General features: G+C 54.4%; 15 protein-coding genes. 9 read left to right on the top strand and 6 right to left on the bottom strand.

Features of this window, described 5'->3' with window-relative positions:
* Window positions 1-13 precede the first annotated feature (13 nt).
* The gene (gene pcaQ / locus AC2FI8_RS21130; protein ID WP_496780861.1) at window positions 14-934 is read right to left on the bottom strand and encodes a pca operon transcription factor PcaQ; all 921 of its coding nucleotides are present in this window, start codon (window positions 932-934) and stop codon (window positions 14-16) included.
* A 98-nt stretch (window positions 935-1,032) separates the two neighbouring features.
* On the opposite strand from pcaQ, the gene pobA reads away from it, so the two are divergent.
* The 9 genes from pobA (at window position 1,033) to AC2FI8_RS21085 (ending at window position 8,452) form a co-directional block, all read left to right on the top strand.
* Complete coding sequence (gene pobA / locus AC2FI8_RS21125) at window positions 1,033-2,202, top strand: 4-hydroxybenzoate 3-monooxygenase (protein WP_496780860.1); 1,170 nt, start codon at window positions 1,033-1,035, stop codon at window positions 2,200-2,202.
* Window positions 2,202-2,987 carry a 3-oxoadipate enol-lactonase gene (pcaD, locus tag AC2FI8_RS21120; protein ID WP_496780859.1) on the top strand — a complete coding sequence of 262 codons (786 nt, stop codon included), beginning with the start codon at window positions 2,202-2,204 and terminating at the stop codon, window positions 2,985-2,987. The genes pobA and pcaD overlap by 1 nt, the downstream gene beginning before the upstream one ends.
* Window positions 2,984-3,361: a 4-carboxymuconolactone decarboxylase gene (pcaC, locus tag AC2FI8_RS21115; RefSeq protein ID WP_496780858.1), complete on the top strand. Its 378-nt coding sequence runs from the start codon at window positions 2,984-2,986 to the stop codon at window positions 3,359-3,361. The genes pcaD and pcaC overlap by 4 nt, the downstream gene beginning before the upstream one ends.
* Window positions 3,362-3,410: 49 nt before the next feature.
* Window positions 3,411-4,139 carry a protocatechuate 3,4-dioxygenase subunit beta gene (gene pcaH, locus AC2FI8_RS21110; protein ID WP_496780857.1) on the top strand — a complete coding sequence of 243 codons (729 nt, stop codon included), beginning with the start codon at window positions 3,411-3,413 and terminating at the stop codon, window positions 4,137-4,139.
* Window positions 4,140-4,142: 3 nt separating this feature from the next.
* Window positions 4,143-4,763 carry a protocatechuate 3,4-dioxygenase subunit alpha gene (pcaG, locus tag AC2FI8_RS21105; RefSeq protein ID WP_496780856.1) on the top strand — a complete coding sequence of 207 codons (621 nt, stop codon included), beginning with the start codon at window positions 4,143-4,145 and terminating at the stop codon, window positions 4,761-4,763.
* Window positions 4,764-4,827: 64 nt separating this feature from the next.
* Entirely contained in the window at window positions 4,828-5,664 is an 837-nt protein-coding gene (locus AC2FI8_RS21100; RefSeq protein WP_496780855.1) for a 3-oxoadipate:acetyl-CoA acetyltransferase, read from the top strand.
* A gap of 4 nt (window positions 5,665-5,668) precedes the next feature.
* Window positions 5,669-6,487 carry a universal stress protein gene (locus AC2FI8_RS21095; RefSeq protein ID WP_496780854.1) on the top strand — a complete coding sequence of 273 codons (819 nt, stop codon included), beginning with the start codon at window positions 5,669-5,671 and terminating at the stop codon, window positions 6,485-6,487.
* Window positions 6,488-6,493: 6 nt separating this feature from the next.
* Window positions 6,494-7,555 (top strand): 3-carboxy-cis,cis-muconate cycloisomerase, encoded by a 1,062-nt coding sequence (locus AC2FI8_RS21090; protein WP_496780853.1) that lies wholly within the window; start codon window positions 6,494-6,496, stop codon window positions 7,553-7,555.
* Window positions 7,556-7,723: 168 nt separating this feature from the next.
* Window positions 7,724-8,452 (top strand): gamma-glutamylcyclotransferase, encoded by a 729-nt coding sequence (locus tag AC2FI8_RS21085; RefSeq protein ID WP_496780852.1) that lies wholly within the window; start codon window positions 7,724-7,726, stop codon window positions 8,450-8,452.
* A 139-nt stretch (window positions 8,453-8,591) separates the two neighbouring features.
* Here AC2FI8_RS21085 and AC2FI8_RS21080 read toward each other — a convergent pair whose 3' ends face one another.
* From AC2FI8_RS21080 to AC2FI8_RS21060, 5 genes are all read right to left on the bottom strand, one after another.
* Window positions 8,592-9,947, bottom strand: coding sequence for a TRAP transporter large permease (locus tag AC2FI8_RS21080; protein WP_496780851.1), 1,356 nt, complete (start codon window positions 9,945-9,947; stop codon window positions 8,592-8,594).
* 4 nt (window positions 9,948-9,951) lie between these two features.
* The gene (locus tag AC2FI8_RS21075) at window positions 9,952-10,470 is read right to left on the bottom strand and encodes a TRAP transporter small permease (RefSeq protein ID WP_496780850.1); all 519 of its coding nucleotides are present in this window, start codon (window positions 10,468-10,470) and stop codon (window positions 9,952-9,954) included.
* A 3-nt stretch (window positions 10,471-10,473) separates the two neighbouring features.
* The gene (locus AC2FI8_RS21070; protein ID WP_496780849.1) at window positions 10,474-11,520 is read right to left on the bottom strand and encodes a TRAP transporter substrate-binding protein; all 1,047 of its coding nucleotides are present in this window, start codon (window positions 11,518-11,520) and stop codon (window positions 10,474-10,476) included.
* Between the two features lie 188 nt (window positions 11,521-11,708).
* Window positions 11,709-12,551, bottom strand: coding sequence for an SIR2 family NAD-dependent protein deacylase (locus AC2FI8_RS21065; protein ID WP_496780848.1), 843 nt, complete (start codon window positions 12,549-12,551; stop codon window positions 11,709-11,711).
* Window positions 12,536-13,420, bottom strand: coding sequence for a protein-ADP-ribose hydrolase (locus AC2FI8_RS21060; RefSeq protein WP_496780847.1), 885 nt, complete (start codon window positions 13,418-13,420; stop codon window positions 12,536-12,538). The genes AC2FI8_RS21065 and AC2FI8_RS21060 overlap by 16 nt, the downstream gene beginning before the upstream one ends.
* Window positions 13,421-13,461 lie beyond the last annotated feature (41 nt).

Below are 13,461 nucleotides of genomic sequence, written 5' to 3'. Positions count from 1 at the left end.
GCGCCTCTTCGCTTCAGGTCTCCAGTCCCATTCTGTCCAGGGCGTTATTGACCGCAATGCCGAATACCTGCGCCTGAGGGGAAAGCACCTCGTCAGGCCGGTGCATCAACCCCACCGGACCGCGCGTGATGGACGTGTCGAATGGCAATGCGACAAGTTTGCCATCCGCGATTTCGTTTGCGACTACCCCGGCCGATATGATCCAAATAGAGTCAGATCGACGGGTATAAACCCGGCCAAAAGCACCCGAAACGGTTTCAATGCGGTTATCGATATTTCCAACACCGTGCGCGATCAGAAACCTTTCCACCAAAGGTCGGATGGCCGATCCTTCAGGGGGATATATCACCTGCCAATCGCCAATTCGTTTTATGTCCGGAGCGTCAAGCAAGGGATGTCCTGCGCGCACTACAAATTGAACACGCTCTTCATAAAGCTGCGTAAACGATACGCCTTGCATTGTTTCCGGCCGCCCCAAGCGCCCGATTACCAAATCCAAGTCTCCAATACGAAGACGCTCCATCAGATACCCATGCGGCCCATCCATAATCCGCAGGGTCGTATTGGGCGCCAGCTCCGCGAAATCAGCGGCGACAACTGGCATCAGACGTGCGGCGACGGACGGCAAGGCTCCCACCGAAAGCCGGGTCTTGCCCTGCATCCCGACCTGCTCAACCCCGGTCAGACCCTGCTGTAGCGCCGCGAGCGACATTTCTGCAAAATGCAGAAACACTTCACCCTGACGCGTCAGTCCGACACCTGCGCGATTGCGCGTTAACAGCGTCGTTCCCATGATGTCTTCGAGTTCCTTTAACGTCTTGGATATAGCTGGTTGGGTCAGAAAAAGCTTCTCAGCCGCAATCTTGAAGCTTCTCTCCCGGCAGATTTCGATGAAACACTGAATGTGACGAAATTTGATACGGCGGTCGATCATTTACTTTCCTCTTTTGGAAACTAAATTCGATTTATCTTCATTTTACTTTGCAAATTCAAGCATTCAATATGCTGCCAAGAAATTTCACGGAGGAAACCATGCGTACTCAAGTCGTCATTATCGGCGGTGGCCCGTCCGGGCTTCTTCTTAGTCAGCTGCTACATCGCAAGGGTATCGATACGGTCGTATTGGAGCGGAAAACCAAGGACTATGTTCTGGGCCGTATCCGTGCCGGTATTTTGGAAGTCGGCTTTGTTGATCTGATGCGCGAGGCTGGTGTGGCCGAGCGTATGGACAAAGAGTGCTTTGTTCACAACGGCACTGTTATTTCGTACGGCGAGTCTAAGTTCAGCATTAACTTCAAGGAATTGACCGGTAGCCATGTCGTTGTTTACGGCCAAACGGAAGTTACGCGCGACCTGTACGAAGCGCGAGAGGCGGTGGACGGAAAGATTGTATTCAACACTGAAGACGTCCAGATTCATCAGACCGACAGTGATACGCCCTATGTCACCTATGTGGTGGACGGAACCGAACACCGCATCGATTGTGATTTTGTCGCCGGGTGCGACGGCTTCCACGGCGTCAGCCGACAAACCATTCCTCTGACCGTCCGCAAGGAGTACGAAAAACTCTATCCATTCGGCTGGCTGGGCGTTTTGTCGGAGACACCCCCGGTTAATCACGAACTGATCTATGCCGGTTCGAACCGTGGTTTCGCCCTGTGCTCAATGCGCAATGACAACCTTAGCCGCTACTACATCCAGTGCTCACTGTCCGATGCACCCGAGGATTGGACAGACGCCGCCTTCTGGGAGGAACTCAAACGGCGAATTCCGACCGAGTATGCAGAACAGTTGGTTACAGGTCCGTCAATCGAAAAGTCCATCGCACCATTACGCTCTTTCGTGACCGAGCCAATGCGGTGGGGGCGTTTGTTTCTTTGTGGTGACGCTGCCCATATCGTTCCGCCGACTGGGGCCAAAGGGTTGAATACCGCGGCAAGTGACATCCATTATCTCTACAATGGGCTTCTTCAGTATTTCGAAGAAGGCGACAGCGAAGGCATTGATCGCTACTCGGAAAAGGCATTGGCGCGCATCTGGAAGGCCGAGCGTTTCAGCTGGTCGACTACCAACTTGCTGCACCGCTTTCCGAAGCAGAACGATTTTGACCTAAAGATGCAACAGGCTGACATCGACTTCCTGAGGGAAAACCGCGAGGCCCAATCTGTTTTTGCCCAAAACTATGTGGGACTTCCCTACTGATGCAGGTTGCGTCGCTGGATAAGGTGCGTCTGCACTGGCGTGAGGATGGTGATCCCGACGGGTTTCCTGTCGTGTTCGCCAGCTCGCTCGGCACCGATTTGAGGTTATGGGACAAGGTAATCCCACTCTTGCCGAAAGGCCTTCGGCTGATCCGCTTTGACCATCGGGGGCATGGATTATCGGAATGTCCAACCGGACCTTACACAATGGATATTCTTGCGGATGACGCGGTGGCATTGCTGAATCATCTTGAAGTCCGGGATTGTGTCTTCGTTGGTCTGTCGATCGGTGGCATGATCGGGCAAGTGCTCGCTGCGCGACGTCCGGATGTTATCCGCGCACTTGTACTGTCCAACACCGCTGCGAAGATGGGTGAGGCGCAGATGTGGAAGAACCGCATTGCCACAATCGAGGAAGATGGCATCGGATCCATAGCCGATCAAATCATGGATCGCTGGTTTTGCCCGGAATTTCGCGCCACAAATGAAGTGATTGCCTGGCGAAACATGCTGACCCGAACCCCTGTCGCCGGTTATCTTGGGTGCTGCCACGCAATTGCAGGCACCGATTTGACGCAGTCGACAGCGAAAGTCTGCCTTCCTGTTTTGGGCATCGGCGGGTCCGAAGACGGAGCCAGCCCGCCGGATATAGTTCGGGCCACTACAGAGCTGATACCAGGTGCCCGATACGTAGAAATACCGGGGGCGGGGCATCTGCCTTGCGTGGAAAATCCCGCTGAATTTGCGAAACATTTGACGACATTCTTGAGGGAGCTTGTGGAATGAGCAACCGATACCAAAGAGGTATGGCCGAACGCCGGAAAGTGCTGGGCGACGCACATGTGGACCAGGCCGAAGCCACCAAGACAGAGTTCGAGGCGCCATTCCAGACCCTTATCACTGAAGGCGCGTGGGGAACGGTCTGGGCAAGCGATGGGATCAGCGACCGCGAACGGTCGATGATAACGCTGGCATTGCTGGCGGCTTTGGGAAATTTCGAGGAAATCCCAATGCACATCCGTGCTACGGCAAACACCGGTGCAAGCAAACAAGACGTTCTGGAAGCCTTTCAGCATGTGGCCATCTACGCGGGCGTTCCACGTGCCAATCACGCGCTGAAACTGGCCAAGAAAACTTACGATGAAATGGAACAAGATTGATGGGGAAGCGCGCTCAGACCCCCAATGTTTTAAAAGGAGTGATCCGACCATGTTGAACCCCGGTGAATTCTACCAACGCGACCGCGAGTGGCAGCCACCCGCTCTGACACCAGACTACAAAACTTCCGTAGCACGTTCGCCGCAATATTCGCTGATCAGCCTGCAAAATTCAGCAAGCGAGATCACTGGCCCGGTATTTGGCCACAATGATATCGACCCGATCGACAACGATCTTATCCTGAACTACGCCAAGCCAGGCGAAAGCCCGATCGGCGAGCGGATCATCGTGCATGGTCGCGTGCTGGATGAAAATGGCCGCCCTGTCCCGAACACGCTCGTCGAGGCCTGGCAAGCCAATGCCGGCGGGAGATATCGTCACAAGAAAGATACCTACCTTGCCCCGATAGACCCAAATTTCGGGGGCTGCGGCCGGACCCTGACCGACGAAAACGGATACTACTTTTTCCGAACAGTCAAACCCGGCGCCTATCCGTGGCGCAACTGGGTCAACAACTGGCGACCTGCACATATTCACATGTCCATCTTTGGCACCGGATTTGCACAGCGACTGATCACGCAGTGCTATTTCGAAGGCGATCCGCTGATTGACAAATGCCCCATCGTCAATGTCATTCCGGACAAGGTGGCTCGGGACCAGTTGGTCGCCGCGCTGGATCTGAACGCCACCATTCCGCTGGACACAATTGCCTACAAGTTCGACATCGTTTTGCGGGGGCGCCGTTCAACACTCTTTGAAAACCGTCTGGAGGGGAATTGATCCATGGTCCAGAAACTCGACTATCTGAAAGAAACACCGTCGCAGACAGCCGGTCCCTATGTGCATATCGGTCTCGCGCCTGGTGCCGCCGGTTTTAAGATCTACGATCAGGAACTGGGCTGGGACATCGCCGGGCCCAACGCCAACGGTGAACGCATCCGCGTCGAAGGCGTTGTGATCGACGGTACGGGATCACCAATCAAGGACGTGCTGATAGAGGCGTGGCAAGCAAATAGTGAAGGCGTTTATGCCCACCCCGAGCATCCCGGCGAAACCGAGGAAGGATTTCGTGGCTGGGGACGCATAATCACCGACTTTGAAACCGGTGAATGGGGATTTGATACGATCAAGCCCGGTCAGGTTCCTGGGCGATCGGGCACAGTCATGGCCCCGCATATCAATCTGTGGATCGTGGCACGTGGCATCAATGTTGGCCTCAATACACGCCTCTATTTCAGTGACGAAGAAGAAGCGAACGCCAAAGATCCGGTCATCAACCTGATCGAGTGGGAGAACCGCCGACAAACCCTTGTTGCTCAGCGTCGTGAAAGAGACGGTCAAATTGTCTATCGTTTTGATATTCGCCTGCAGGGCGAAAATGAGACGGTCTTTTTTGACATCTGAGCACCCGGCCTGCCCCACCCTTCTCTCCCCGGGGCAGGCCGCCCAAACAGAATAGGTCAGATCCATGACTAAGCCCTGTATTATTTGCGTCGCAATCACCGGCTCGTTGCCCACAAAGGAAAACAACCCAGCCGTTCCGATTTCGATCTCCGAGCAGGTCGAAAGCACGCAGGAAGCATTCGAAGCTGGTGCCAGCATCGTGCACGCACATGTGCGCAATGATGACCAGACGCCCAGCAGCGACCCGGATAAATTCGCCCAGCTCAAAGAAGGGCTGGAAAAACATTGCCCGGGTATGATCATCCAGTTCTCAACCGGCGGGCGTTCGGGCGCAGGCCGGACACGTGGAGGAATGCTGCCGTTACGCCCCGACATGGCTTCGCTCTCTGTAGGGTCCAACAATTTTCCCACCCGCGTCTATGAGAATCCACCGGATCTGGTCGACTGGCTGGCGGACGAGATGTGTACATACGGGATTACGCCGGAAGTCGAAGCGTTTGACCTTTCTCACATCCTACAAGCCATAAAAATGCATCAGGATGGCAAGTTGTTCGGCAAACTATACGTGCAGTTCGTAATGGGCGTGAAAAACGCAATGCCGGCAGATAAGGCGGTATTCGACTTTTATGTAAAAACCCTGAAGGATCGCGCGCCCCAGGCCGAATGGTGTGCTGCCGGGATCGGCCCGAACCAGATAGTTCTGAACGAGTGGGCCATAGCAGCAGGAGGCCATACGCGCACCGGCCTCGAAGACAATGTCCGCATCGACCGTAACACGCTGGCCCGCTCCAACGCCGTCCTGGTAAAGCGTGTCACCCAGTTGTGTGATAAATACGAGCGGCCTGTCGCCACATGGCAGCAGGCGAAGGAGATATTGCGACTGTCAACACCCGGAGTGTGATCCGATGAGCACCAAAAACATCCTTTGCGCCTATAACGGTTCGAACACCGCTGTCAGTAGCCTGCGCTATGCAATCAGGATTGCCAAACATCACAATGGCTGGCTGACCGGAATAGTGCGACACGGACGACCCGTGTTGGAAACCCGATTTGGAGGCCAGTTCCCAAAAGAGGTCATCGACATCATGCATGAAAATGATGCCAAGCGGATCCGGCAAGTTGCAAAAAGCTTTGAACGGGAAACATCGGTCGGCGGTATTTCAGAACGCTCGGATTTCATTGAAATCGAAGATGAAATGGATCTGGCTCTCGGTGAAGTCTCGCGTACCTTTGACCTGATCGTAACGGGCGTCCCGGAACGCGAAATGAAGGTGGAACACCTTGCAGCTCACCCCGACACGATTGCTTTGAGAAGTGGCCGACCGGTCCTGGTCGTTCCAGACGCTTATGCTCGAGAACGCCTGGCAGATCACGCATTGGTAGCCTGGGACGGCAAACGTTCGGCCGCCCGAGCGATTGGGGATGCAATGCCAATTCTCGAAGAAAAGGCCAGGGTCAGCATACTGTGTGTGGGCAAATCGGCACCTGCAAATACAGATCAGCTTTTGCGGAACCTCAGTCGCCACGGTATTCAATCAGAGTTACTCATCAGGGCAAAAACTCATTCAGTTGGGCAAACCGTTCTGGACACAATACGGGAAGTCGGCGCACAGTTGATCGTGATGGGTGCCTATGAACATAGTAAATTCTCGCATGACCTGTTCGGCGGTGCGACCACCGATGTGTTAGCTGGCACGCACGTGCCGGTTTTCATGTCGCACTAATCAACCATGAGTGATGTGTTTTCACACCCCTGGCTTGGCGGTTTGTTTGATGACCCGCAAACCCGCAATCTTCTGTCTGCTGAGGTGCGGTTCAGGCACATGTTGGAAACCGAAGCGGCCTATGCCAGTGCGCTGGGGCACGTCGGAAAAGTATCCGCAAGCGTGGCTGAACAAACGGCCAACCTTATCAAAGTACTGCAACCGGATTACCCAGCGCTACGCGATGGAACAGCACAGGATGGTGTTGTCGTACCGGCACTGGTTCGCATGCTTCGGGAACAGCTGCCGGAGGAATGCCAGGACTCCCTTCACCACGGCATGACTTCGCAAGATGTGATTGACACCGCATTGCTCCTGACGCTCAAAGATATCTTTCCCCTGTTCGCCCGGCGAATTTCAGATCTGATCGCAGGCCTGAAGTCGCTGGAAGAAACACAAGGTGCGAACAGGCTGATGGGCAGAACGAGGATGCAAGCCGCCTTGCCGATATCGGTGGCTGATCGCCTGCGCAGTTGGCGAAAGCCGTTTGATGATCACCTGGAACGGCTGACCCAGATGGAACCGAGGGTTCTCAGGTTGCAATTGGGTGGGGCCGTGGGGGATCGCGCGGCATTGGGAGGAGAGGCAGAGGTGATTTCCGCCCATATGGCGGCATCGCTCGGTTTACAGGATTCTCAGAGCTGCTGGCACAGCCGTCGTGACAGTATCGCTGAGTTTGCAGGATGGTTGTCGCTGGTTACAGGAAGCCTTGGCAAGATGGGTCAGGACGTTGCCCTTATGGCGCAACAGGGTGTGGATGAGGTGTCATTGGATGGCGGCGGCGGGTCATCGGCCATGCCGCACAAGCAGAACCCCGTAACAGCAGAGCTATTGGTGTCGCTTGCACGATTCAATGCGGTTCAGCTTTCGGGTATGCATCAGGCACTGATCCACGAGCAGGAACGGTCAGGTGCGGCCTGGTCTCTCGAATGGATGATCCTGCCGCAAATGATCATGTCCACAGGTCGGTCCCTGACGGCTGGAGCCGTATTGACCTCCCAGATATCGCGGCTTGGCAGCCAAGGTTAAGAAAAAGGTTGTGGGAATGTGCCACGTTTCACGCTCATATCACATTACTGCCCGGACCGCCTGGCTCGCAGTACGCACTTTGTCCTTGCGCCTCATGCGGGGCAAAATAGCCTAAATTGGGAAATCAACATTCGGCGACCGAGTTGAGAGAACTGAAGAAGAGGTACCATGATAACCAGCTGGGATCCTTTTCACTTTCATCCGGAATTGCGGTCAGAAATAACCGACCCGGAACAATCCTTTTTCCGTTCCTTCACCACCGAGGTTCTGGCCATAAAATCTCGGGAACTCGGACTGCCACAATGGTGGTTCCCGAACGAAGTGCGTGAAGCGAAGCGACTGGAAACCCTGGCCGGTCGAAGGTGCGGCGACCTCTGGGTTTTCGCTTATGGATCACTCATGTGGGACCCGGCATTCGAATTCGCAGAAGTTCGAAGGGCATATTTACCCTTCCATGCACGGAAATTCATTCTCAAGGACATTTACGGAGCGCGAGGCACGGTCGATGCGCCCGGTTTGATGGCCGCGCTGGATATAGGTTCCGGATGTAGTGGCCTGTTGTTCCGAATTTCCCAGAATAAAATTGACGAAGAGACCGAAGTAATCTGGCGGCGCGAACAGGTCGGACCTGCGTATCTACCGGCGTTTGTCACCGCTCAGGTTGATGGCATGGCGATTGAGGCGCTCACATTTTTGGCGGATCATGATGCAGAAGGGATCGAAACAAACATTTCCCGAGACGATCAGGTTCGATACGTGGCAACGGGGGCAGGGTTTGCCGGTTCGAGTATCGAATATCTAAGAGGAATTCAGAGGAAATTCACCCTTCTGGGTATCTACGACGAAGAAGTCGAAACCCTACTTCGTGATGCAGAAGCTCATTTGTCTTTCAACTAAGGCGACGTTTCGAATTGGGACGGTTTCACCATCCGAAACGCTGCCCCCGAACACATTGGTTCCCCCAACGTTAATCCCACCCACATTCGCGCGGGGGCATTCAGCACCCGAAATCCACTGGCGCAAAGGTCGTGTTACATCAACCCGAAAGCACACCCGGCAACCAAAGGGTCAGTGCGGGGAACGCGATCAACACGCCAACCCGCAGAATTTCCGCGCCGAAGAATGGAAGAACCCCGATAAATGTGTCACGCATCGGAACATCCGGGGATTGAGCGGAAATGATAAAGACATTCATTCCCACAGGTGGTGTTATCAATCCCAGTTCGACCACGATCAGGGCGAGGATTCCGAACCAAATCTTCAAATCCTCGGTGTCCATTCCAAAAGGCGACATCTCGGCTGTGACATAGTCGCCGCCATTGATCTCAACCAGCACCGGCCAGAAAAACGGAATGGCCAGCAGGATCATCGACAGGCTGTCCATCAGGCAGCCCAACAGGATCAGAGCCAGCAGCAGCACCAAGAGGGTCATCATTGGCGTTAATGTGGAGTTGGCCATCATTTCGGCCATGGCCTGCGGCACGCCCCCGCGCGACATGAATATCTTGAGCAGCTCGGCCCCAAGCAGGATGAGATAGATCATCCCGGCAGTGCGGGCGGTTTCCAACAGCGCCTCACGACCGTCGTTAAGTGTAAATTGACCGCGTACCAACCCGAACAGAGTGACCATAACCACACCAACGGCCGCCGCCGGGGTCGGGTTGAACAATCCCAAATAAATTCCGCCGATTACCACACCAAACACCAGCCCCACCGGCAACACGTTCAGTGTCGCAGAAATCAGTTCGACGCGTGAAGCAGCATCGCCTTTTGGGCCAGCGTCAGGTTTGACCAACACATAAATGAGAATAGTCAAAATGAAGAACGCAACCGCAATCAATCCAGGTATCAACGCCGCCATGAACATTGTGACCACGTTGGCCTCGACAATGATTGCGTAGATGATCAGTACCACCGAAGGCGGAATAAGGATGCCCAAAACCCCGCCGGCTGCTATGGTCCCGGTACCCAGCGTCGAGGAATAGTTGTACTTTTTCAGTTCTGGCAGCGCGACGCGACCCATGGTTGATGCGGTTGCCAGTGATGAACCGCAGACCGCGCCAAAACCTGCACAGCCGGCAATGGCGGACATGGCCACTCCCCCGCGCATCCATCCAAGCCAGGCATTCGCGGCACGGAACAAATCTGCACTCAAGCCCGAACGTGACGCGATTGCGCCCATCAGCACAAACAGAGGCACAACGGACAGGTCATAGATCGAGAATTGCCCGTAAGCGAGATCCTTAAGCTGACTCAGAACGATCATGGGACCATTCAACAGGGCAATTCCAACGCCGCCAACGACGATCATTGCATAGGCAATTGGCATACGAATGGCGATCAGAAACACAAGGGTTCCGAGCCCCATCAAGCCGATAGTAATGCTGTCCATTGTTTCAGACCTCGCTTCGGGTAAGCGTTCGCAGTGCTTCTCCCAGCGTGATCAACGCCGCCAGAAACAAAAGCGCCAGGGATATCAATGCGGGAAGGAACGCCCACCAGATTGGAATTTCCAGGATACCTGTGAATTCCTCATACTCACGATAATCCGATAGCCCCGCACTCATCCGCCAAATGAGAAGAGCAGCAAACAACAGTGCTATGATTGCAGCCACCACTGACATCAGCGCGACCGACCGGGGACCTGCACGCATCGTAAAAATATCCGCGGACACGTTGGCGCCGACCAACTGGCAATAGGGCAAGAAACAAAATGCTGCTATTGCGGCCCCCATCTCGGTCAGTTCGAAATCCCCTGGGAAGGGTTTATTGATTATCATCCCGGCCAGGATTGACCAGGCGTTTACCAGAACCACCCCGACCAAAACCAAGCCGCCAACCAGCGCCCAGCCAGTAATCAGGTGGCGCGCAAGATCCACAGACCTTGCGACACCAGATGTTTGCGTCCCAGACATTGTTCAGTTCGAGGCCATGTTTTCGGACACAAGCGCAACCGCGCGATCGTAAAGCGCCTGTCCGTCGATGCCTTTTTCATTCATTTCAGTGATCCAGCGTTCAACCACCGGTTCCATCGCAGTTTCGAACTCGGCCCATTCAGCGTCGCTTAGCTGAATATGTTCGTTGCCGGATTTTGTAGCAATTCCAATCCCGAATTCCTCGGCCCCGTCCCAGATGCGTCCCACTTCAGCATGCCATTCAGGGCCGGAAGCATCTATGAAAACCTGCTGGATATCTTCGGGCAAGCTCTCCCAGCGATCCTTATTCATCACAACGGAAAAGGACGTCGTGCCCAGACGTTTCCCGTCCGGTCCTTCGATCTGGTACCGAGTTTGCTCCTGCACTTTCAAGGGCGGGATAATTTCAAATGGGATGAGAGCGCCATCAATAACTTTTTTTGACAGCGCCACAGGAATTTCCCCAACCGATGTTTTAACCGGGCTTGCTCCCAGTGATTCAAGAACCCATGCACCGGTTCTGGAAGGAATGCGGATTTTCTTGCCGGCCACGTCCGCTGGCGTTCTCACGGGATCCGTTGCCATGTGCAAAGCGTTGCCGCCGTGTACATGCTGGAACAAGGCATGAAGTCCCTTGAAATCCTTGCTCAACTCGTCTGCGTACATCGCCTGCATTGCCTTATTTACCGCGGCGCTATCTCCCTGATGGACGCCCGGCAATTCAAACACTTCGGTGCGCGGAAACGAACCGGCGGCGTAGGCATTGACCATCCAAACCATATCCACGACCCCATCACGCGCTTGACGAGGAAGCTGCGGGGGCTTGCCACCAAGGGTCATCGAGGGGAAAATCTCGATTTTGATGCGCCCGTCGGACGCCTCCATGATGCGTTCGGCCCACGGTTCCAGCATTTGCGAATGTGCTGGAGCTTTGGGGCTCAGAAAGTGATGCAATTTGAACTCAAACTCTTCGGCAAAGCTCACTTGTGCTCCGGCGAGTGCAACAATCATGCCAGTAGCGGCGCCTTTAACAATCCCTGTGAATTTCATTGGACCTCCTCCGTCAAAATTCCAAGAAATGGATTAGCCTGGAACTCATCGGAGAGTTTAGTTACTGAATGTTGGCATTCAAAATGAATTCTGCGGCTTTTTAGTTTCCGTTATTAGCATGTTTGAGCAGATTGCCTGCAGCCAGACTGGTCCGTTGACAGGGATCTCGGGACAAATGGCAGCGGGATCTAAGAGGAAGCCGCCAATATGTCAGACAACGCGACATCTGCATCAGTTGGCAGCGATAGCGCGCCTGCCGACGCTTCGGGGTAATCACGATTGATGCGAATGAACCGGGCGTTTTGGAAATGAGTTCCTATTCTCTCCATCGGCCACCGAATAACGCTGGGTGTATTGAAACCTGCACCGATCTCAACCACCGCCAGCCTCCGGCCATTAACACTCTGCAACCAGTTGGCGAAGGTCTTTGATTGCGAAAAGTAGGGGGTCTCTATAAACCATCCACCCCCTCGCACGTTCATGAACACCGGCCCTCCGCAATTGGGGCACACCGCGAGAGACGATTTGTCCTCAACCTTTTGAGTTTGTCGGTTGACGGATGGCAGCATTGCGTCGACCAGAGGGACCCCATCCCAGGTTTGGTCTGTGCACGGCGTCAGACATTGGAACAATTCATAATCGCCCTGAGGTGTATAGATGCGCGCCGGATCAAACCCATTTTTATAGAAATACCGGTCGACATTTGAAGTCACGACAAAATAGTCCTTGTCGCCAACCAGCTTAAGTAAATCCCGATACACTTTTGTCTGGCGCGCCCTGTACACGTGGTCCAGAGCAACCGACAGGTAACCCCATTTGAGCGCTTCGTCTTTGAACGGGAAACCCATCATTTGATATTGATTGCGGGCACCGTACTGCAGCATTCCGGGGAACCGGTTGGCAAACGTAACTTCGTCGGTGTAGTCCAACCCGGCCGCAGCAGACATCCCCGCGCCAGCTCCGATCAGTATTGCATCGGAATCCCTTAGCGTTTGCGCGACCGTTTCGACGGTATTCAAAGCAGTTCCCATTGTCTCGCTTCCTGCTCATAAATCCTTGTGGCGGCGTTGCCAAAGGTATTGAAAATCACGTGACTTAGCCCTTTGGGGTTCCTGCCGAGCCAATCAATCACTGTTGCAAGCGCAATCTTTGCAGCGGCTTGGCCCGGGTATCCGAAAACACCAGTCGAAATGCCGCACAGGGCCACCGAACGGGCCCCGGCCTCGGAGGCCAAGGAAAGACAAGACTGATAGCAATCCGCCAATTGAGTTTCTTGTCTTGTCGTCGGTCGCGACCCGGATTGGACAATGGGACCCACGGTATGCAGGACGTATCGGGACGGCAGATTGTACGCGCGCGTAATTTTGGCGGCACCGGTCACCTCACCATGCCCCTGCAATTGCATTATCCGATGGCAATCTTCCCTCAGCTGCGGGCCAGCCGCACAATTAATCACATTGTCGATGCAGGCATGGAACGGCTGAAAGCATCCAAGCAATTCTGAATTGGCAGCATTTGTGATGGCATCGACGCGCAGCGTTGTTGTGTCACCGTCCCAAATGCTGATCCGCCCGCTGACATTGGAACCTCCGCCCAATCGCTGCAATGCTTCTGAGTCCGTTACGGTTTTCTTCGACAGCTCGTGCTGAAGCAGCCGGTCAGTCGTATCGAGCAAGTTTGACGGCAGGTTTCCCGGACTGCGAACCGTCAACGCTGCCTGCACCCACCTTCGGCGCACTTCAACGGGCTGAGGAACGGCATATCTTTCAAGAAATCGCGCGGATTGGCTATCGTGCTTAAGGGCGTCCACGACATCGTTTAACGCAACGTGTGGATTCCCAGTCGCGGGAACAAACGCTTCGTAAAGGCGTATCACTTGCTCATAAGCAGACAGTTTCAATTCATAACCCCGGGTGTTTTTTGGTGAGCTCAGCAGGCCAG

The organism is Ruegeria sp. CDSB029 (genome assembly GCF_059611125.1).
The sequence above is the reverse complement of the archived record's forward strand: the minus strand, read 5'-3'. Positions and strand labels throughout refer to the sequence as shown.